Here is a 20,365-nt window from a genome sequence, read left to right as displayed (position 1 = left end):
CCGCTCTCCCCCCCGGCGGGGGTCGTCGCATGTCCGGACGCGGTTTGCGTCCCTTGCCTTCGGCCCTTGGTGACCATCTTCCCGGCCCTCCCTCTTCTGTGGGCCCGCGTGCCGCAGGCCTCTCACCCGTCAGACGTGTGACGCTCCGTAGTTGTTCCGGTGCGCTCTGGAACTCACCTGATGGGGTGGCGAAGTTATTCACAACGGCCTCGGCGTCCACCGTTTTTGAGCAAGATCCACTTCTTTTTCCGGATCGCTGCACGGTGATTCCAGCCGCGAAGTCCGCGGCCTTGGGATTTGCGGCGAGAAGGGGGCGGAGATCGTGGCTGGATCGAAGTCGTGTGAAGTACCGGAGCGCGTACGTGGTGGTGGGGGCGGGCCGGCGGCCCGTGCGGGCGGGGCCGGGGCCGGCGGCGGACGGCCGCTGATCATCACCGAGGATCCCCTGCTGCTCGACGATCTGCTGCGGCTGTGCGCCGCCGCGGGCGCCGAGCCGCATGTGCACCACGCGGTGCCCGAGCAAATCGGGAGCGGCGGTGCCGGGGGTGAGGGAGGAGCCGGCGAGGCGCGCGGGAGCGTCGGATGGGAGTCCGCGCCGCTCGTGCTCGTCGGGGATGATGCCGCCCTGCGAGTGCGCGGGGCGCCGCGCCGGGACGGGGTGTTCCTCGTCGGCCGGGAGCTGGACGACCCCCTGGTGTGGCAGCGGGCGGTGGAGATCGGGGCCGAGGAGGTGCTGCGGCTCCCCGACGCCGAGAGCCGGCTCGTCGACCGCATCGCCGACGTGGTGGAAGGGGCCGGGAAGCCGGCCCTCGCCGTCGGGGTGATCGGCGGCAGCGGCGGGGCCGGGGCCTCCACCCTCGCCTGTGCGCTCGCCATCCGCGCCGCCCGGGCCGGGGAGCGGACCATCCTCATCGACGGCGACCCGCTGGGCGGAGGGATGGACGTACTGCTCGGTGGCGAAGGCGCCGAGGGGCTGCGCTGGCCTGACTTCGCCGGCTCGCGGGGCCGGGTCGGCGCCGGAGCGCTGGAGGAGTCCCTGCCCGAGCTGCACGCGCTGCGGGTGCTCAGCTGGGACCGGGGAGAGCGGGTGGTGGTGCCGCCCGCCGCGATGCGGTCGGTGGTGGCCGCCGCCCGCCGCCGGGGCGGGGTCGTGGTGGTCGACCTGCCGCGCCGGGTGGATGAGGCCGTGGCCGAGGTGCTGGCCCAGCTGGACCTGGTGCTGATGGTCGTGCCGGGCGAGTTGCGGGCGGTGGCCGCGGCGGGCCGGGTGGCGGCCGGGGTGCGGATGGTGGCCCGGGATGTCCGCGTCGTCGTCCGCGGCCGCTGCCCGGGCGGGCTCGACGCCGAGGCGGTGGCCGGGCTGCTGGGGGTGCCGCTGGCCGGCGAGGTGCCGGTCGAGGTGGGACTGCCAGGCCGGGTGGCCGAGGGGGAACCGCCGGGGGCGCAGCGGCGGGGCACGCTCGCCCGCTTCTGCGACGGCTTCTGGCAGCGGGCCCTCGGCTCCGTCCAGGGGGTGCCGGCATGAGCGCGGTGCTGCTGGACGCGGTGCGGCAGCGGCTCGCCGAGAGCGGGGCGGAGCCGACCCCGGCCAGGGTCGCGGCCGCCTTGCGGGCCCAGGGCCGGCTGCTGGGCGATGCGGAAGTGCTGGGCGTCGCCGCCGAATTACGGTCCGAGCTGGTCGGCGCGGGCCCGCTGGAGGCGCTGCTCGCCGATCCGGAGGTCACCGATGTGCTGGTCGCGGCTCCGGACCGGGTGTGGGTGGACCGTGGTGGCGGGCTGGAGCTGACCGGGGTGACCTTCGCCGACGCCGAGGCCGTCCGCAGACTCGCCCAGCGGCTGGCAGCCGTCGCGGGACGACGCCTGGACGACGCCCGGCCGTGGGTGGACGCCCGGATGCCGGACGGGACCCGGCTCCACGCGGTCCTGCCGCCGGTGGCGGTCGGGTCCGCCTGCCTGTCACTGCGGGTGGTGCGGCCCCGGGCGTTCACGCTGGAGGAACTGGTCGCGGCGGGGACTCTGCCGCCGGGCGGTCAGAAGCTGCTCCGGAAGATGGTGGAGGCCCGGCTGTCGTTCCTCGTCTCCGGCGGGACCGGGACGGGCAAAACGACCCTGCTCAGCGCCCTGCTGGGGCTGGTCGGCCCGGGGGAGCGGATCGTGCTGGCCGAGGATTCGGCCGAACTGCGCCCCGACCATCCGCACGTGGTGCGGCTGGAGACCCGGCCGGCCAACCAGGAGGGCGCGGGGCTGGTCACCCTGGCCGATCTGGTCCGGCAGGCGCTGCGGATGCGGCCCGACCGGCTCGTCGTCGGCGAGGTCCGGGGCGCCGAGGTGGCCACTTTGCTGGCCGCGCTGAACACCGGGCACGAGGGCGGCTGCGGCACCGTGCACGCGAACGCGGCCACACATGTCCCGGCCCGGCTGGAGGCGCTCGGGACGGCCGCGGGGCTCGACCGGGCCTCCCTGCACAGCCAATTGGCGGCCGCGCTGAACCTGGTCGTCCATCTGGTCCGGGACCGCGACGGGCGGCGCCGGGTCGCGGAGGTGCATGTGCTGGAGCGGGATCCGGCGGGGCTGGTGGTCACGGTGCCGGCGCTGCGATGGGCGGCGCGCGGGTTCGTACGGGAGCGGGGCTGGGAGCGGCTTGAGCCGCTGATGGGGGGTGCGCGATGAGCGGGGGCGGGCCGGCGGTGCTGATGCCGGTGCCGGTGTTCGCCGGGGTGCTGTGTGCCGGGGCGGCGGCCTGGGTGCTGGCCGGGGGTGACGGGACGTCCCGGCGGGCCCGGGTGGTGCTGGCCGGGGGAGGCCCGGTGGTGTCGCACGGGCCGGGGCCCTGGGAGCGGCTGGTGATCGGCGCGCGGGTGCGGGCGGCGGCCCGGCGTGAGTGGGGCTGCCTGGGCGTCGGGCTGCTGGTCGCGCTGCTGGGCGGGTCGGTGATCCCGGTGGTGCTCGGCGCGGCCGCGGTACCGCTGGTCCGGCGCTGGCTGCGGGCCCGGGAGCGCGAGCGGGCCCGCACGGCCCGGGCGGCCGAGGTGGTGGCCCTGTGCGGGGCGGCGGTGGGCGAACTACGGGCCGGCGCGCAGCCCGGGCAGGCGCTGACCGCGGCCATACGGCGGACGGTGTCGGGTCCCGGCGGGCCGGGCGGCGCGGAGGCCGGGGTGCTGGCCGCGGCGGCGTTCGGCGGGGATGTGCCCGAAGCGCTGCGTCTGGCGGCCCGGGAGCCGGGCGCGGAAGGGCTGGCCGGGATGGCGGCCTGCTGGCGGGTCTCTGTGGACGGCGGCGCGGGGCTGGCGGCCGGGCTGGACAGGCTGGAGGGGGCGTTGCGGGCCGAGCGGGACCGGCGGGAGTCGCTGCGGTCCCAGCTGGCGGGCGCCCGCTCGACGGCGGTGGTGCTGGCCCTGCTCCCGCTGGTGGGGCTGCTGATCGGCACCGGACTGGGGGCGGATCCGCTGCGGGTACTGCTGCACACCCCGGTGGGGTGGGGCTGCCTGCTGACGGGCGGGGTGCTGGAGGCGCTGGGGCTGCTGTGGTGCCGGCGCATCGTACGGGCGGGGGAGTGGTGATGGGCGACTCGGTGGTCCACAGGCTGGGGATGACGCTGTGCCTGGCGGCAGCCGTGCTCTGCGCGGTGTCGGCGGTGGCGGCGCGCGTGCGGGAGCGGGCGGCCCGGCGCCGGATCGCGGTCCTGCTGACGGCGCGATCGGTAAGGCGCGGGCCGGTGCTCGGTGCGCGGATACGGAGTGTGGTGCGGGCCTGGGCCGCGCCGGCCGGGGCGCTGCTGGCGAGCTGGGTGCTGGTCGGCGGAGCGGTGGGTGTGCTGATCGGCTGCGGGGCGGCGCTCGGGGTGTGGTGCCGGCTGGCCCGGGCGCGGCCGCCGGCCGAGGGGGATCCGAGGGAGGCGGAGCGTCAGCTGCCGTTCGCCGCAGACCTCTTGGCCGCGTGCCTGGCGGCCGGGGCGGGCCCGGTGGAGGCGGCGGAAGTGGTGGGGGAGTCGTTGGGCGGCCCGGTGGGCGAGCGGCTGGCCCTGGCCGGGGCGGAGCTCAGGCTCGGCGGCGAACCGGGGGCGGCGTGGGGAAGGTTGGCGGAGATACCGGGTGCGCGGGCGCTCGCGGAGTGTCTGGAACGGGCGGCGCGCACCGGGGCGCCGGCCGCGGAGCCGGTCTCGCGGATGGCGGCGGCCCTCCGTGACGACCGGACCCGGCAGGCGGGCGCCCGGGCGCAGCGGGCCGCGGTGCTCGTCACCGCCCCGGTGGGGCTGTGTTTCCTCCCCGCATTCCTCGCGGTGGGGGTGGCGCCGGTGGTGATCGGTATGGCATCCGGTCTCCTCTCGAACACCTGAAATCACATCAAGAACGTAAATCAACTGGAGGTTGGCATGAGGATCATCTGGTTTCGTGTGCGGGCGGTCCTGAGCGGTCACCGGAGTGATGAGGGGATGTCCACTTCGGAATACGCCATGGGCACGATCGCGGCGTGTGCATTCGCGGCGGTTCTGTACAAGGTGGTGACGAGTGAGGTGGTCTCCACGGCGCTCCAGTCGACCATCGGGAAGGCGCTCGATGTGCCGTTCTGAGGAAAATCCTCGGCGAATGGGCGACCGGGGTTATGTGACGGCGGAGGCGGCTCTGGTGATCCCGGCGCTGGTGCTGTTCGCGGCGCTGCTGGTGTGGGCGCTGATGGCGGCGGCCGCGCAGATCCGGTGTGTGGACGCGGCCCGGGCCGGCGCCCGGGCGGCGGCCCGCTCGGAGCCGATGGACGTCGCGGTGGCGGCGGCCCGGGCCGCCGCCCCGCCGGGGGCGGAGGTGGAACTGGAGCGGTCGGGCGACCTGTGGCAGGTCCGGGTGGCGGCACCCCCACCGGGCCCGAGCGGCCTACCCGTACGCCTGGGCGCGCTGGCGGTAGCCCTGGCCGAAGACACCGTAGGACCACCCCCATGACCCCACCCCGCGCCCGCACCCGAAACCGGGCCCGCGCTCGAAACCAGGCCCCGGCCCGGGCCCAGGCCTGGTTCCGGGCCCGTGACCGGGCCGCCGGCCAGGCCCAGGACACGGCCCAGGCCCAGGACACGACCCAGGCCCAGGCCCAGGCCCAGGCCCAGGCCCAGGCCCAGGACACGGCCCAGGCCAAGGTCCAGACCCGAGGCCAGGACACGGCCCAGGCCCAAGTCCCGGCCCAGGACATTGCCCAAGCCCTAGCCCAAGCCCAGGAGACGGGCCATGTCCGGGCCCCGGCCCCGGCCCGCGCCCAGGCCGGGGACCAGGCTCGCGCCCCGGCCCCGGCCCCGGCCCCGGCCCCGGCCCCGGCCCCGGCCCCGGCCCCGGCCCCGGCCCCGGCCCCGGCCCCGGCCGGGGACCAGGACAGGGACCAGGCTCGCGCCCCGGCCCCGGCCCGAGGTCAGGGCACGGACCAGGACCGGGCACGTGCCCGGGGGCGGGACGAGGGGTCGGCCACTGTGTGGGCCACGTTGGTGGCCACCGTGTTGGCGGCGGTGTTCGGGGGTGTGCTGGTGCTCGGTCAGGCCGTGGTCGCCCGGCATCGGGCGGCGGCGGCCGCCGATATGGCGGCGCTCGCGGCGGCGGCGAGTTGGGCGCACGGCCCAGAGGCCGCGTGTGCCACGGCGATACGGGTCGCCCGGGCCCAGGGTGCGACAGTGACCAGCTGTGTCCTACGGGGTGAGGTGTCCGAGGTCTCCGCCCGCGCCCCCACTGGCCCCTTCGATCCGGCCGTCAGTGCTCGTGCGGGGCCGCCTCTGCCGGCCGTCGGATGACTGGCTTCGGCCCGGTGGTCGGTGGTGGGGCCTTCGGCCTGGAGGTCGGTGCTCGCGGGGGTCCGTCTTCGTCGGGCGTCGGGTGATGGGGTCTTCGGCTCGGTGGTCGGTGCTCGGGTGGGTCCGGCTCTGCTAGGCGCTGGGGGCCTTCGGTCAGGCGGTTAGGGCTCGCGCGGGTCTGCCCGGGTCACTCGTCGAGGGGCGACGGGCTCCTGGGGGTCAGTCCAGGGTCCAGATGCGCACGGTGGTGCGGTCCTCCGAGAGCGTGGCCCAGGTGGCGTCGCCCAGTGCCGTCGGGGCGCCGGAGGGCGGGGACGAGTAGGTGATCTGGCCGCTCACCGTGAGGTGGTGGGCGTCGAGGAGCCAGTGGCGGCCTTCGCCGAACTCCTCGTCCCACCCTGCCGTCCCCGCAATGAGGGTGTCCTCGTCGAGGAAACCGCACGCGGAGTCCCAGCGCACCCGCGCCCGGGCGTTCTCGGAGTCGGCCTGGGGGTGCCGGGGGCACGGCGGACTCGGCGTGCAGCTCGGCCGCGACCGAGCCGTCCGCCAGGCGGAGCAGGGCGAGGGCTTCCTGGTAGTGGGCCACGGTCAGGAGACTGTCGCCGGACGGGCTCACCGCGACCAGGACCTGGCCGTCGTTGCCGACACCGCCGACGGTTAGCGTTTCGCCGTCCGAGCGCCCCATCGCAGCGGCACGCCGTTCTGGTCCTCCCCGTACGAACAGGCCCATCTGCCGGGGATCCGGATGCGGGACATGCCCCGAGCCGCCCGCCGCCGTCCGCACGGCCGAGGACCTGCCCGTCGACGGCGTCGATCACCAGCCACTCGTCGGGCGACTCCGGCAGCTCCGCGCTCCCGGCCAGGGGGCCGCGGACATGGGCCCAGACGAGCGCTCCGTCGGCGGAGAAGGCCGCGGAGCCGCTGTCCGGGTAGAGATGGTCCCCGCGGTCCACGTACTCCCCGTAAGAGCCGTGTGCGGCCCCGCAGGAGCCCTCCCAGCAGCCGCGCCGGACCTCCCACCGGACCGCCCCGCTGAGGTCCACCGCCCGCAGCGCGTGGATTCCGGCGAAGACGGCGAGGTCCTGCCCGGGCGACACCGTGCAGGTACCGACGCGGCGTGGCCAGGGAGCGGGAAACCTGACCGCCGGATCAGCGGCGGCGGGCGCCGTCGGATCGACGCGGACGAGTGCGGAGACGAGCTCGGTGTCGCCCCGCCCCGTCAGGACCGTCGTCCCTGACTGGCTCAGCACCTCCGAGGCATGGGTCTCGACCGGCGCCGGCGGGGCGGCCAGCGTGGTCACGAGGCGTGCGGTCACGGGCATGGGGATTCTCCGGCGGTCTTCGGTGGGCGGGCGGGCGGCGGCGCCCCGGGCTGCGGCGGCCCGCCGACAGCCCCGCCCGCAGTCACCGACAACCCCGCACGCCGCCCCATCCCGCACGTCGCCCATCCCGCAAGCCGGCCCCCCCGGCAGGCCACCCCGTCCCGCACGCCGCAGGCCGGCCCCGCCTCGCGGGCCGCACGCCCCGCCCCGAACACCGCTGCGGCCAGCACCCCCGCCTCCGCGCCGCCCGGCCCGCCGGGACCCGACACCGTCCGCCGTATGGCCGCCATTAGTGCCTGCCCGGGCTGCGCTCCGGCCCGTGGTTCGCCCACCGCCCCGCACACAGGGCCACCACCTGGTCCGCCCGGGCCGGACGCCCCCCGCGGGGCCGCACGTGTCCCGCAGGCCGCAGCCCGGTCCCGGCCCCGCGGGCCGGACGCTATCTGCAAGCACTTCCGTCGGGACCACGGTTCCAGGGTGTTTTGGTACCACCCTCGAACCGACAGCCGACGACTCACCCGAGGCACTGACGGCCTCTTCTCGCAGGTCACGCCTGTGCATCAGCCCATTACCGGCCCGGCGGTCGAACGGGCGTCGGAGCCAAAAGAACTCGGACCTGGTACCAGCGAACGTTGCTCCAAACAGGACGCCCCGCCCGCGGGCCGGATGCCCCGCCTGCGGGCAGCCGATAGCGGTCGGGAGCCACGCGTGCCACACGCCGCGTGCCGCACGCGCCCGCCGCAGGCCGCCCCGTCCCGCACCCGCCCGCCCCGCGGGCCGCCCCGTCCCGCGCGCGCCCGCCCTGCGGGGCCGCACGGGTCCCGCATGCCGCAGGCCGGTCCCGGCCCCGCGGGCCCGGATGCCCCGCCCGCGGGCCGCCGATAGCGGTCGGGAGCCATGCCGTGCCACACGCCGCGTGCCTCGCGAGCCCGCCGCAGGTCGCCCCGTCCCCGCACGCGCCCACCCCGCAGGGTGGTGGGGCCGGGGGCTCAGGTCGGTGGGCGCATGCCGCGTGCCGCACGCGCCCGCCGCAGGCTGCTCCGTCCCGCACGCGCCCGCCCCGCAGGCCGCCCCGTCCCGCAAGCGCCCGCCCCGCAGGTCGCCCCGTCCCGCAAGCGCCCGCCCCGCAGGTCGCCCCGACCCGCACGCGCCCGCTCCGCGGGGCGGTGGGGCCAGGAGCTCAGGGTGGTGGGGCAGGGTGGGGCGGGGCCTCGGAGAGGAGGCGGGTGAGGAGGCGGATGGCGCCGCGTTTGTGGAGGGGCTCGTTGCCGTTGCCGCACTTGGGGGACTGGATGCAGGACGGGCAGCCGGCCTCGCACTCGCAGGCGGCGATGGCGTCGCGGGTCGCCGCCAGCCAGGCGTGCGCCGTGTGGAAGCCCCGCTCCGCGAAGCCGGCGCCGCCGGGGTGGCCGTCGTAGACGAACACGGTCGGCAGGAGGGTGTCGGGGTGCAGCGGGACGGAGACGCCGCCGATGTCCCAGCGGTCGCAGGTGGCGAACAGGGGCAGCAGGCCGATGGAGGCGTGCTCGGCGGCGTGCAGGGCCCCGCCGAGGATCTCCGGGTTGATCCGGGCCTCGTCGAGCTGGTCCTCGGTCACCGTCCACCACACGGCCCGGGTGCGCAGGGTGCGCGGCGGCAGGTCCAGCTTGGCCTCGCCGAGCACCTCGCCGGTGATCAGCTTGCGGCGCAGGTACGACACGACCTGGTTGGTGACCTCGACGGAGCCGAAGCAGAGCCGCCCCTGCCCCCAGGGGATCTCGGTGTCGGTCTCCAGGACGGAGATCGCGGTGGTGTCGCGGGCCGTGGTGGAGAAGGGCGGGCTGGACTCCTCGACCAGGGCCACCGAATCCTCCAGGTCGAGGTGTTTCACCAGGTAGGTGCGGCCCTGGTGGAGGTGGACGGCCCCGTCGTGGACGGCGGTGTGGGCGGCGGATTCGTCGACCGTGCCCAGCAGCCGGCCCGTACCGGCCTCGACGATCTGTACCGGGCGGCCCCCGCCGCCCCGGATGTCGGTCAGGTCCGAGGCCCGCTCGCGCCGGGTCCAGTGCCAGGCCGTGGCCCGGCGGCGGAGCAGTTTCGCCGCCTCCAGCTGCGGCAGGAGGTCCCGTGCGGCGGGGCCGAACAGCGTCAGGTCCGCCTCCGTCAGCGGCAGCTCGGCGGCGGCCGCGCACAGGTGCGGGGCCAGCACGTACGGGTTGTCGGGGTCCAGGACGGTGGCCTCCACGGGCTGCCGGAAGAGCGCCTCGGGGTGGTGGACCAGGTAGGTGTCCAGCGGGTCGTCCCGGGCGATCAGGACGGCCAGGGCGCCCCGCCCGGAGCGCCCCGCGCGGCCCGCCTGCTGCCACAGGGAGGCCCGGGTCCCCGGGTACCCGGTGATCAGGACGGCGTCCAGGCCGGAGACGTCCACGCCCAGCTCCAGGGCGGTGGTCGCGGCCAGCCCGAGCAGCTCGCCGGAGTGCAGGGCCCGCTCCAGGGCCCGGCGCTCCTCCGGCAGGTAGCCGCCCCGGTAGGCGGCGACCCGCCGGGGCAGCGAGCGGTCCACCTCGGCCAGCCGCTCCTGGGCGATCACGGCGATCAGCTCGGCGCCGCGCCGGGAGCGGACGAAGGCCACCGTACGGACGCCCTGGACGACCAGGTCGGTCAGCAGGTCGGCGGTCTCGGCGGTGGCGGTGCGCCGCACCGGCGCGCCCTTCTCGCCGCGCAGCTCGCTCAGCAGCGGCGGCTCCCACAGGGCGAAGACCACCTCCCCGCGCGGCGAGGCGTCGTCGGCGACCTCGGTGACCGGTACGCCGGTCAGCCGGGACGCGGCGGCCGCCGGGTCGCTCGCGGTGGCGGAGGCCAGCAGGAAGACGGGGTCGGAGCCGTAGCGGGCGCACAGGCGCCGCAAGCGGCGCAGCACCTGTGCGACATGGGAGCCGAAGACGCCGCGGTAGGTGTGGCACTCGTCGATGACCACGTAGCGCAGGGCCTTGAGGAACGAGGACCAGCGCGGATGGGCCGGCAGGATCCCCCGGTGCAGCATGTCGGGGTTGGTCAGCACGTAGTTGGCGTACTGGCGCACCCATTCGCGTTCCTCGACGGGCGTGTCCCCGTCGTAGACGGCGGGCCGGACCGCGTTGCCCAGCGGGGCCGCGAGCGCGCGTACGGCGCGCCGCTGGTCGGCCGCGAGGGCCTTGGTGGGGGCCAGGTAGAGGGCGGTCGCGCCGCGCCCGGTGGGGGCCTCGGCGCCGTCCGCGAGGGCCGAGAGCACGGGGGCCAGGTAGGCCAGCGACTTGCCCGAGGCGGTGCCGGTGGCGACGACCACGGACTCGCCGTCCAGGGCGTGCTCGGCGGCCGCGGCCTGGTGTTCCCACGGATGTTCGATCCCCGCGGCCTGAATGGCGGCTACTACATCCGTTCGGATGCGGTCGGGCCAGACTGCATGACGACCCGCCCGAGGGGGCAAGTGCTCCGTATGGGTGATGCGCGCAGCCCGGGAAGGCCCCCGTGACAGCCGGTCCAGGACCGTGCCGGGGGCGGGTCCAGGGTCCGTTGGTGCCGTGGGCGGACCGGGGCGGTGAGTATTGGCCATTGGAACCGAGTGTGTCACTGGCGTGCGGGACAATGGTCCGAAGGCGTCGTGCGCGCCTGCCGGTAAGTGATTGAATGCCATCGCGGCAGCCAATCCCTCGCCTACCTTCGGGTGGGGAGGCCCCTGGGGGGCGCCGCTCGATAGCAAGGTGCTGGAGGATCCGTGGACCTGTCCCTGTCGACTCGCACTGTCGGCGACCGTACGGTCGTGGAGGTCGGTGGCGAGATTGATGTGTATACCGCGCCCAAGCTGCGCGAGCAGTTGGTCGAGTTGGTGAACGACGGCAGCTACCACCTGGTTGTCGATATGGAGCGAGTGGACTTCCTCGACTCCACCGGGCTCGGTGTGCTCGTGGGAGGCCTCAAGCGCGTTCGCGCGCACGAGGGCTCGCTGCGGCTGGTCTGCAACCAGGAGCGCATCCTGAAGATCTTCCGCATCACCGGTCTGACCAAGGTGTTCCCGATCCACACCACGGTGGAAGACGCCGTCAACGCCACCGACTGACGGCTCCTTGTACGAAGGAGCGGGGGTACCGGACCGTCCGTCGGTCCGGGCCCCTGTCAAGGCACGCCCGTAGTCCGAGGGGGACGCGCATGGCCACCGTTGAACTGCGCTTCAGCGCCCAGCCCGAACACGTCCGGACGGCCCGCCTGGTCGCGGCCGCCGTGGCGCGCCGGGCCGGTGTTGAGGAAGCCCTGCTCGACGAGGTCCGCCTCGCCGTGGGCGAGGCCTGCTCCCGGGCTGTCGGGCTGCATCGCGTCAACGCGCTGACCGCGCCCGTCCGGGTGGTGCTGACCGAGGAGGAGAAGACCTTCTCCATCGAGGTCGGAGACGAGGTGCCGGGCCCCGCCGAGGCCGTGTCCGGCATCACCGCCGCCCTGGACCCGGACGCCGACGGGGAGGACGAGATGGGCCTCGCGGTGATCAGCGGGCTCGTCGACGATGTCGAGGTGACCACCGGGGCGTCGGGCGGAACCATCAGGATGAGCTGGCCCGTGTCCGGCGCGACCGAGGTGGCGTAGCGCCTCCGCGCCGAGGGGATCGGAGCCGGGCGTTTCGCAGCGCCCGCGCGTAACTCTCGTACGCCCATCTCCTTCCCCGCTCGCCCTCTCTCGTACGCTTCTCCTACGACCTCATATCGTTTGATCTTATTCGGGGCCCTGTCGAGCAGGGCCTTTTTCATGCCCGCTTCATGCCCCCGCGATCGCCGCTCAGGTAATTGATCAAGCGTCAATGCTTTTGCCCCATTACTCATTTCGAGGGTACTGGAGTGACGCGATCTATTGGTGAGGGGCAAGAGACGGCCAATTCCGTTTCACGCGTACTGTTTTGATCGGGGCGCGCTCCCTACAATCCGTCCACATCTTGAGCTCATCACGTCAAGGAGGACGAATGACGGGGCTCTTCACCCCTTTCGCGCCCGATCGCACCTCTGATCTGGCATCCGCAGTACTCACTGATGACAATCGGCTCATCGTGATCGTCATTGCGGCCGTGGCCATCGCCGCACTCGTCGTCGCGCAGATCCTGGTCCGCCAGGTCCTCGCCGCCGACGAGGGAACCGACGGCATGAGAAAGATCGCCGCGGCCGTCCAGGAAGGCGCCAACGCCTACCTCGGCCGGCAGCTGCGCACTCTCGGCATCTTCGCCGTCGTGGTCTTCTTCCTGCTCTTCCTGCTCCCCGCCGACGACTGGACGCAGCGGTCCGGCCGGTCCGCTTTCTTCCTCGTCGGCGCCCTCTTCTCCGCCGCCACCGGCTACATCGGCATGCGGCTGGCGGTCCGGGCCAACGTCCGCGTCGCCGCCGCGGCCCGCGAGGCCACCCCCGCCGAGGGCGAGCCCGCCAAGGACCTGACCGAGGTTTCCCACAAGGCGATGAAGATCGCCTTCCGTACGGGCGGCGTGGTCGGCATGTTCACCGTCGGCCTCGGCCTGCTCGGCGCCTCCTGCGTCGTCCTGGTCTACGCCGCCGATGCCCCCAAGGTCCTGGAGGGCTTCGGCCTCGGCGCCGCGCTGATCGCGATGTTCATGCGCGTCGGCGGCGGCATCTTCACCAAGGCCGCCGACGTCGGCGCCGACCTGGTCGGCAAGGTCGAGCAGGGCATTCCGGAGGACGATCCGCGCAATGCCGCGACCATCGCCGACAATGTGGGCGACAACGTCGGCGACTGCGCCGGAATGGCGGCCGACCTCTTCGAGTCGTACGCCGTCACGCTCGTTGCCGCGCTCATCCTCGGCAAGGCCGCCTTCGGCGACCTCGGCCTCGCGTTCCCGCTGATCGTCCCCGCCATCGGCGTCGTCACCGCGATGATCGGCATCTTCGCGGTCTCCCCGCGCCGCAGCGACCGCAGCGGAATGACCGCCATCAACCGCGGCTTCTTCATCTCCGCCGTGATCTCCCTGGGGCTCGTCGCGATCGCCGTCTACGCGTACCTGCCCGCGACCTACAAGGAGCTCGTCGGCGTCGAGGACGCCGCGATCTTGAACCATGCCGGCGACCCGCGCGTCCTGGCCCTCATCGCCGTGGCCATCGGCATCGTGCTCGCGGCCCTGATCCAGCAACTGACCGGCTACTTCACCGAGACCAACCGCCGTCCCGTCCGGGACATCGGAAAGTCCTCCCTGACCGGCGCGGCCACCGTCATCCTCGCCGGCATCTCGGTCGGCCTGGAGTCCGCCGTCTACACCGCGCTGCTCATCGGCCTCGGCGTCTACGGGGCGTTCCTGCTCGGCGGCACGTCGATCATGCTCGCCCTCTTCGCGGTGGCCCTGGCCGGCACCGGCCTGCTCACCACCGTCGGCGTCATCGTCGCCATGGACACCTTCGGCCCCGTCTCCGACAACGCCCAGGGCATCGCCGAGATGTCCGGCGACGTCCAGGGCGCCGGCGCGCAGGTCCTGACCGACCTCGACGCCGTCGGCAACACCACCAAGGCCATCACCAAGGGCATCGCCATCGCCACCGCCGTGCTCGCCGCGGCCGCGCTCTTCGGCTCGTACAACGACGCCATCGCGGGCGCGATCAAGGAGGTCGGCGCCAAGGCCGGGGAGATGAACCTCAGTCTGGACATCGCCCAGCCGAACAACCTGGTCGGGCTGATCCTGGGCGCGGCCGTCGTGTTCCTGTTCTCCGGCCTCGCCATCAACGCCGTCTCCCGCTCCGCGGGCGCCGTCGTCTACGAGGTGCGCCGCCAGTTCCGCGAGCACCCCGGGATCATGGACTACTCGGAGAAGCCCGAGTACGGCCGCGTCGTGGACATCTGCACCAAGGACGCGCTGCGCGAGCTCGCCACGCCCGGCCTGCTCGCCGTCCTCACCCCGATCGCGGTGGGCTTCAGCCTCGGCGTCGGCGCGCTCGGCTCCTTCCTCGCGGGCGCCATCGGCACCGGCACCCTGATGGCGGTCTTCCTCGCCAACTCCGGCGGCGCGTGGGACAACGCGAAGAAGCTCGTCGAGGACGGCCACCACGGCGGCAAGGGCAGCGAGGCCCACGCCGCGACCGTCATCGGCGACACGGTCGGCGACCCGTTCAAGGACACCGCCGGTCCCGCGATCAACCCGCTGCTCAAGGTCATGAACCTGGTGGCGCTGCTGATCGCCCCGGCCGTCGTGCAGTTCAGCTACGGCCCGGACACCAGCGCGACCGTGCGGGCGATCGTCGCGGTCCTCGCGATCGGCGTCATCATCGGCGCGGTGTACGTCTCCAAGCGCCGCGGCATCGCGGTCGGCGAGGACGGCGAGAGCGGCGAGGACGAGGCCGCGACCGCCGGGCGGGTGGCCCAGTCGGCCGACCCGGCGGTGGTCTCCTGACCGTAGGGCCCACCGGCTCGAAGACACGCCCGAACGGCGGACAGGCGGCGCGGACTGACGCGCCGTCTGTCCGCCTTTCCGCGTGGCCGGATGGAGGGCGTGTATCTTCCGGCCGAGAGCCTTCGAAGGGACCAATCCGGTGAACAAGAAGTTTGCGGCCGCGGTGTCCGGCGGTGCGGTACTGATCCTCGCCCTGTCCGGATGCGGCGGGGACGACGGCGACAAGAAGGCCGACGCCTGGGCCAAGAAGGTCTGCGACGCCTGGCAGCCCGAGCTGAAGAAGATCGAGGCGGCGAACGCCGACATCAAGCGCGTGTCGTCGGAGAACAACAAGCCCGAGGAGGTCCAGAAGACGGACTCCGAGGCCTTCCAGACCATGTCCGACTCCTACAAGTCGATGGGCGGCGCGCTGTCCGCGGCGGGGGTCCCGCCGGTCGAGGACGGCCAGGCGACCCAGGACGCCGCCGTGAAGGGCTTCGAGGACACGTCCAAGGGCTATGCCGAACTCAAGGTCAAGGTGGACGCCCTCGACGCCAAGGACCAGAACAAGTTCGCCGAGGGCCTCAAGGACGTGGCCAACGGCCTCGCCGAGGCCACCAAGGGCGGCGAGGAAGCACTCGCCAAGCTCAAGGCGGGCGGTCTGGACAAGGTGATGAACAGCCAGAAGGGCTGCCAGGTCACCGTGCCCTCGCCCCCGAAGTAACGCTTCGGCCGTAACGCCATGGCCGTAACGCCATGGCCGTAACACCTCGGCCGTAACGCCTCGGGCCGCGCGGAGCGCCCCGGCGCGTGCCCGGCGCGATGCGGGCGGCGTGGAGGGCGCACCGTTTGTCGGGGGCAGCCGACACAATGGACGGGTGAGTACCACCAGCCTTCCCTCGCCCGCCCACGCCGCCGAACTCCGCGGCGCCCTGCTCGCCGCCGGCTTCACCGCCGACGGGCTGCTCGACCTGCTCGGCGCCCCCGCCTATGCCGCCCTGGCCCGCAGCGAGACGGTCCCCGCCCTGCGCGCCACGCGCGGCGGCGGCGACGGCCCGCTCGCGACGCTGGTCCGGCTGTTCCTGCTCCAGCAGCCCGCTCCGTACGAGCGGGCCGCGGGCGCGCTGCCCGTCGAGACCGCGCTCGGCGACGGCTGGCTCCGGCGTGACGGCGACGAGGTGCGCGCCACCGTGGACGTACGCCCGTACGGCGGCCCGGACGGCGAGGACTGGTTCATCGTCTCGGACCTCGGCTGCGCCGTCGGCGGGGCCGGCGGGATCGGCAGCCGCGAGGAGGGCGTGGTCCTCGGCGTCGGCGGCGCCTCCACCACGCTGGCCGGGATCACCGTCCGCATCCCGGTCGACAGCGCCCTCGACCTGGGCACCGGGTCCGGGATCCAGGCACTGCACGCCGCCCGGCAAGCGACGCGGGTCACCGCCACCGACGTCAACCCCCGGGCCCTGGAGTTCACCCGGTTGACGCTCGCGCTGTCCGGGGCGCCGGAGGCCGAGCTGCTCACCGGTTCGCTCTTCGAGCCCGTGGGCGAGGCGACGTACGACCTGATCGTGTCGAACCCGCCCTTCGTGATCTCTCCCGGCGCCCGGCTCACCTACCGCGACGGCGGCATGGGCGGCGACGACCTGTGCCGGACCCTGGTCCAGGAGGCGGGAGCGCACCTCAACCCCGGCGGGTACGCGCAGTTCCTCGGCAACTGGCAGCACGTGGAGGGCGAGGACTGGCACGACCGGGTCCGCTCCTGGGTCCCGCGCGGCTGTGACGCGTGGATCGTGCAGCGTGACGTGCAGGACGTGACGCAGTACGCGGAGCTGTGGCTGCGCGACGCGGGAGACCACCGCACGGACCCCGCGGAGTACGAGCGGCGCTACGAGGACTGGCTGGACGAGTTCGAGGCCCGCAAGACCAAGGCCATCGGTTTCGGCTGGATCACGCTGCGCCGCAGTGACGCCGCCGAGCCCTCGATCGTGGTCGAGGAGTGGCCGCACTCGGTGGAGCAGCCGCTCGGCGAGACCGTGCTGGGCCACTTCGCCCGGCAGGACTATCTCCGCGACCACGACGACGCCGCCCTGCTGGCCGGCCACTTCCTGCTCGCCGACGAGGTGGTCCAGGAGCAGGTCGGCGCGCCCGGCGCGGAGGACCCGGAGCACGTGGTGCTCCGGCAGAACCGCGGAATGCGGCGTGCCACCAAGGTCGACACGGTCGGGGCGGGATTCGCTGGAGTGTGCGACGGCTCACTCAGCGCGGGTCGGATTCTGGACGCGATCGCGCAGCTGGTGCAGGAGGATCCGGTCGTCCTGCGCGACAGGACCCCGGAGGCGATCCGGATGCTGGTGGAGCAGGGCTTCCTGGAGCCCGTGACGGGATCGGCGCGCCGGTCGGCCCCGTGATGTAACCCACGGTTTGCCCACCGTTACCCGTGGGCTGGCAGGCTCCCGTGCAGGGGGATCCGGGGGGATCCCGAGAGCGGCCCGGGGACAAGGGGATCAGCGTGGAAACCGGCCCGGCGATCTTCGCGGCGGCCGAGTTCCCGCTGTTCGGAGCCCGCTCTGCTCGCCTCGACGGGGGCGCGCGTCCTGCACCGCGAGCCGGTGGCTGAGGGCGTGCGCCCCGTCGTGGCCTTCCCGCTGGCCGTACTGGCCGGCGGGACCGCCCTGGCCCTCGGGGTCTGGTGCCCCGCACGGCGGTGACGCCGTGGCACTGGGCGACGTACATCACGACGTGGATCAGGACGTCAGACGACGTCAGGAGACATCAGACGACGTCAGACAGGGTGCGGCAGCGGGGCCAGACGGCCCTTCGGCCACTCGGCCCGGTGATCGGGACGGGCCCGGCACGGCATCCGGGCGGCAGAAAAGGCACTTGTCGGGTTACCGTTCGAGTGGCCGTTGCGGGCTTGTGCCGTTTGACACGGGGGCGGGTTGTACCGTCACACTCCGCAGCGTCGCCGTACTGCGACCGAAGTGCCGACCGGAGAGAAGAGCCAAGTTGTCCCCGACTAGCGAGACCGCAAAGGGCGGCCGCCGACTCGTTATCGTCGAGTCCCCTGCCAAGGCGAAGACGATCAAGGGCTACCTCGGCCCGGGATACGTCGTCGAGGCGAGCGTCGGGCACATTCGCGACCTCCCCAACGGCGCGGCCGAGGTCCCCGACAAGTACACGGGCGAGGTCCGACGCCTCGGTGTGGACGTCGAGCACGACTTCCAGCCGATCTACGTCGTCAACGCCGATAAGAAGGCCCAGGTCAGGAAGCTCAAGGAGCTGCTGGCCGAGTCCGACGAACTCTTCCTCGCCACCGATGAGGACCGCGAGGGCGAAGCCATCGCGTGGCACCTCCAGGAAGTCCTCAAGCCCAAGGTCCCCGTCCACCGGATGGTCTTCCACGAGATCACCAAGGACGCGATCCGCGACGCCGTCGCCAACCCGCGCGAGCTGAACCAGCGCATGGTCGACGCCCAGGAGACCCGCCGCATCCTCGACCGCCTCTACGGCTACGAGGTCTCGCCGGTCCTGTGGAAGAAGGTCATGCCGAAGCTGTCGGCGGGCCGCGTGCAGTCGGTGGCCACCCGCCTCGTCGTCGAGCGGGAGCGCGAGCGCATCGCCTTCCGCTCCGCCGAGTACTGGGACCTGACCGGAACCTTCTCCACCGGGCGCGCCGGGGACCTCTCCGACCCGTCCACGCTGGTCGCCCGCCTGAACGCGGTGGACGGCAAGCGGATCGCTCAGGGCCGCGACTTCGGCTCGAACGGGCGGCTCAAGAGCGAGGTCCTGCACCTCGACGAGGCGAACGCGCGGGCGCTGGCCGCCGCGCTGGCGGACACCTCGTTCGCCGTCCGGTCAGTCGAGTCCAAGCCGTACCGCCGCTCCCCGTACGCCCCGTTCCGTACGACGACGCTCCAGCAGGAGGCCTCGCGCAAGCTGGGCTTCGGCGCGAAGGCGACGATGCAGGTGGCCCAGAAGCTGTACGAGAACGGCTTCATCACCTATATGCGTACGGACTCCACGACGCTGTCCGACACCGCTGTGTCGGCGGCGCGGGCGCAGGTCACGCAGCTCTACGGGGCCGAGTACCTGCCGGAGAAGCCGCGCGTCTACGCCGCCAAGGTCAAGAACGCGCAGGAGGCGCACGAGGCGATTCGCCCTTCGGGTGATCGTTTCCGCACGCCGGCCGAGGCGGGCCTGAGCGGCGACCAGTTCCGCCTGTACGAGCTGATCTGGAAGCGGACCGTCGCCTCCCAGATGAAGGACGCGGTCGGCAACTCGGTGACCGTGAAGATCGGCGGGACGGCTTCCGACGGCCGGGACGCCGAATTCTCCGCCTCCGGCAAGACGATCACCTTCCACGGCTTCATGAAGGCGTACGTCGAGGGGGCGGACGACCCGAACGCCGAGCTCGACGACCGCGAGAAGCGGCTGCCGCAGGTCGCCGAGGGCGACGCGCTGTCGGCCGAGGGGATCACGGCGGACGGTCACTCGACCAAGCCGCCGGCCCGCTACACCGAGGCCTCGTTGGTCAAGGAGCTGGAAGAGCGGGAGATCGGCCGCCCGTCGACGTACGCGTCGATCATCGGCACGATCCTGGACCGCGGGTACGTCTTCAAGAAGGGCACGGCGCTCGTGCCGTCCTTCCTGTCGTTCGCCGTGGTCAACCTGCTGGAGACGCACTTCGGGCGGCTCGTCGACTACGACTTCACCGCGAAGATGGAGGACGACCTCGACCGCATCGCGCGGGGCGAGGCCAAGTCCGTGCCGTGGCTCAAGCGCTTCTACTTCGGCGCGGAGGACGCCTCGGAGGTCGTACCGGCCGACGGTGACGCCCTCGGCGGCCTGAAGGAGCTGGTCACGGACCTGGGCGCGATCGACGCCCGGGAGATCTCCTCCTTCCCGGTCGGCGAAGGCATCGTGCTGCGCGTCGGCCGCTACGGGCCGTACGTGGAGCGGGGCGAGAAGGACGCGGAAGGCCACCAGCGGGCGGACGTTCCGGACGACCTGGCTCCGGACGAGCTGACGGTGGAGTACGCGGAGGAGCTGTTCGCCAAACCGAGCGGCGAGTTCGAGCTGGGCAAGGACCCGGTCAGCGGGAACGAGATCGTCGCGAAGGACGGTCGCTACGGGCCGTACGTGACGGAGATCCTGCCCGAGGGCACGCCGAAGACGGGCAAGAACGCGGTGAAGCCGCGGACGGCCTCGCTGTTCAAGTCGATGAGCCTGGACACGGTGACGCTGGACGACGCGCTGAAGCTGATGTCCCTGCCGCGGGTGGTGGGCGTGGACGCCGAGGGCGTCGAGATCACGGCCCAGAACGGCCGGTACGGCCCGTACCTGAAGAAGGGCACGGACTCGCGGTCGCTGGAGACCGAGGACCAGCTGTTCTCGATCACGCTGGACGAGGCCCTGGCCATCTACGCACAGCCGAAGCAGCGCGGGCGGGCTGCCGCCAAGCCGCCGCTGAAGGAGCTGGGCACGGACCCGGTGAGCGAGAAGCCGGTCGTCGTCAAGGACGGGCGCTTCGGGCCGTACGTGACGGACGGCGAGACGAACGCGACGCTGCGGCGGGACGACGACGTCGAGACGATCACGCCGGAGCGGGGTTACGAGCTGCTGGCGGAGAAGCGGGCGAAGGCGCCGGCGAAGAAGACGGCCAAGAAGGCTCCCGCGAAGAAGGCACCCGCCAAGAAGGCGACGGCCACGAAGGCGACGGCGACGAAGACCGCTGCCGCGAAGAAGACGACTGCCGCGAAGAAGGCGACGGCCACCAAGACGACGGCGGCCAAGAAGACCACGGCTGCTGCGAAGAAGGCGGCGGCCGTTCCGGCGGACGAGTAGTCGTCTCCGGTTCTTCCTGCCCCGGGCCCCCGTGCAACCGCACGGGGGCCCGGGTGCTCTTCGGCGGAGCCTCGGGAG

General features: G+C 73.4%; 16 protein-coding genes. 14 read left to right on the top strand and 2 right to left on the bottom strand.

Annotation, left to right across the window (positions count from 1 at the left end; genetic code table 11):
- Positions 1–424: 424 nt before the first annotated feature.
- From ssd to MTF65_RS30525, 7 genes are read left to right on the top strand one after another with little or no spacing between them, the layout of a single operon-like run.
- Positions 425–1,525 (top strand): septum site-determining protein Ssd, encoded by a 1,101-nt coding sequence (ssd, locus tag MTF65_RS13140; protein WP_243629063.1) that lies wholly within the window; start codon positions 425–427, stop codon positions 1,523–1,525.
- On the top strand, positions 1,522–2,670 hold the full coding sequence (locus MTF65_RS13135) for a TadA family conjugal transfer-associated ATPase (RefSeq protein ID WP_243628835.1): 1,149 nt from the start codon (positions 1,522–1,524) through the stop codon (positions 2,668–2,670). Before ssd ends, MTF65_RS13135 begins: the two co-directional genes overlap by 4 nt.
- Positions 2,667–3,560, top strand: coding sequence for a type II secretion system F family protein (locus MTF65_RS13130; RefSeq protein ID WP_243628834.1), 894 nt, complete (start codon positions 2,667–2,669; stop codon positions 3,558–3,560). The genes MTF65_RS13135 and MTF65_RS13130 overlap by 4 nt, the downstream gene beginning before the upstream one ends.
- Positions 3,560–4,336 carry a type II secretion system F family protein gene (locus MTF65_RS13125; protein ID WP_243628833.1) on the top strand — a complete coding sequence of 259 codons (777 nt, stop codon included), beginning with the start codon at positions 3,560–3,562 and terminating at the stop codon, positions 4,334–4,336. The genes MTF65_RS13130 and MTF65_RS13125 overlap by 1 nt, the downstream gene beginning before the upstream one ends.
- Positions 4,337–4,372: 36 nt before the next feature.
- On the top strand, positions 4,373–4,570 hold the full coding sequence (locus MTF65_RS13120) for a DUF4244 domain-containing protein (protein WP_243628832.1): 198 nt from the start codon (positions 4,373–4,375) through the stop codon (positions 4,568–4,570).
- On the top strand, positions 4,557–4,934 hold the full coding sequence (locus MTF65_RS13115; RefSeq protein ID WP_243628831.1) for a TadE family type IV pilus minor pilin: 378 nt from the start codon (positions 4,557–4,559) through the stop codon (positions 4,932–4,934). The genes MTF65_RS13120 and MTF65_RS13115 overlap by 14 nt, the downstream gene beginning before the upstream one ends.
- Positions 4,931–5,764, top strand: a complete 834-nt coding sequence (locus MTF65_RS30525) for an Rv3654c family TadE-like protein (RefSeq protein WP_308407163.1) — start codon at positions 4,931–4,933, stop codon at positions 5,762–5,764. Before MTF65_RS13115 ends, MTF65_RS30525 begins: the two co-directional genes overlap by 4 nt.
- A gap of 219 nt (positions 5,765–5,983) precedes the next feature.
- Here MTF65_RS30525 and MTF65_RS13105 read toward each other — a convergent pair whose 3' ends face one another.
- Positions 5,984–6,223, bottom strand: coding sequence for a hypothetical protein (locus MTF65_RS13105; RefSeq protein WP_243628830.1), 240 nt, complete (start codon positions 6,221–6,223; stop codon positions 5,984–5,986).
- A 58-nt stretch (positions 6,224–6,281) separates the two neighbouring features.
- On the opposite strand from MTF65_RS13105, the gene MTF65_RS13100 reads away from it, so the two are divergent.
- Positions 6,282–6,425 (top strand): hypothetical protein, encoded by a 144-nt coding sequence (locus MTF65_RS13100; RefSeq protein ID WP_243628829.1) that lies wholly within the window; start codon positions 6,282–6,284, stop codon positions 6,423–6,425.
- 1,841 nt (positions 6,426–8,266) lie between these two features.
- Here MTF65_RS13100 and MTF65_RS13095 read toward each other — a convergent pair.
- Positions 8,267–10,738 (bottom strand): DEAD/DEAH box helicase, encoded by a 2,472-nt coding sequence (locus MTF65_RS13095; protein ID WP_243628828.1) that lies wholly within the window; start codon positions 10,736–10,738, stop codon positions 8,267–8,269.
- A gap of 81 nt (positions 10,739–10,819) precedes the next feature.
- On the opposite strand from MTF65_RS13095, the gene bldG reads away from it, so the two are divergent.
- From bldG to topA, 6 genes are all read left to right on the top strand, one after another.
- Positions 10,820–11,161: an anti-sigma factor antagonist BldG gene (gene bldG, locus MTF65_RS13090; RefSeq protein WP_008743037.1), complete on the top strand. Its 342-nt coding sequence runs from the start codon at positions 10,820–10,822 to the stop codon at positions 11,159–11,161.
- Between the two features lie 89 nt (positions 11,162–11,250).
- Positions 11,251–11,679, top strand: a complete 429-nt coding sequence (locus MTF65_RS13085) for an ATP-binding protein (RefSeq protein ID WP_243628827.1) — start codon at positions 11,251–11,253, stop codon at positions 11,677–11,679.
- Between the two features lie 370 nt (positions 11,680–12,049).
- Positions 12,050–14,467 (top strand): sodium-translocating pyrophosphatase, encoded by a 2,418-nt coding sequence (locus MTF65_RS13080; RefSeq protein ID WP_243628826.1) that lies wholly within the window; start codon positions 12,050–12,052, stop codon positions 14,465–14,467.
- A gap of 139 nt (positions 14,468–14,606) precedes the next feature.
- Entirely contained in the window at positions 14,607–15,170 is a 564-nt protein-coding gene (locus MTF65_RS13075) for a small secreted protein (RefSeq protein WP_243628825.1), read from the top strand.
- A gap of 154 nt (positions 15,171–15,324) precedes the next feature.
- The gene (locus tag MTF65_RS13070; RefSeq protein WP_243628824.1) at positions 15,325–16,851 is read left to right on the top strand and encodes a methyltransferase; all 1,527 of its coding nucleotides are present in this window, start codon (positions 15,325–15,327) and stop codon (positions 16,849–16,851) included.
- Between the two features lie 598 nt (positions 16,852–17,449).
- The gene (gene topA / locus MTF65_RS13060; RefSeq protein WP_243628823.1) at positions 17,450–20,287 is read left to right on the top strand and encodes a type I DNA topoisomerase; all 2,838 of its coding nucleotides are present in this window, start codon (positions 17,450–17,452) and stop codon (positions 20,285–20,287) included.
- Positions 20,288–20,365 lie beyond the last annotated feature (78 nt).

This window comes from Streptomyces sp. APSN-46.1 (assembly GCF_022815725.1).
Lineage (GTDB): Bacteria > Actinomycetota > Actinomycetes > Streptomycetales > Streptomycetaceae > Streptomyces.
This window is presented reverse-complemented; position numbering and strand designations above follow the sequence as displayed.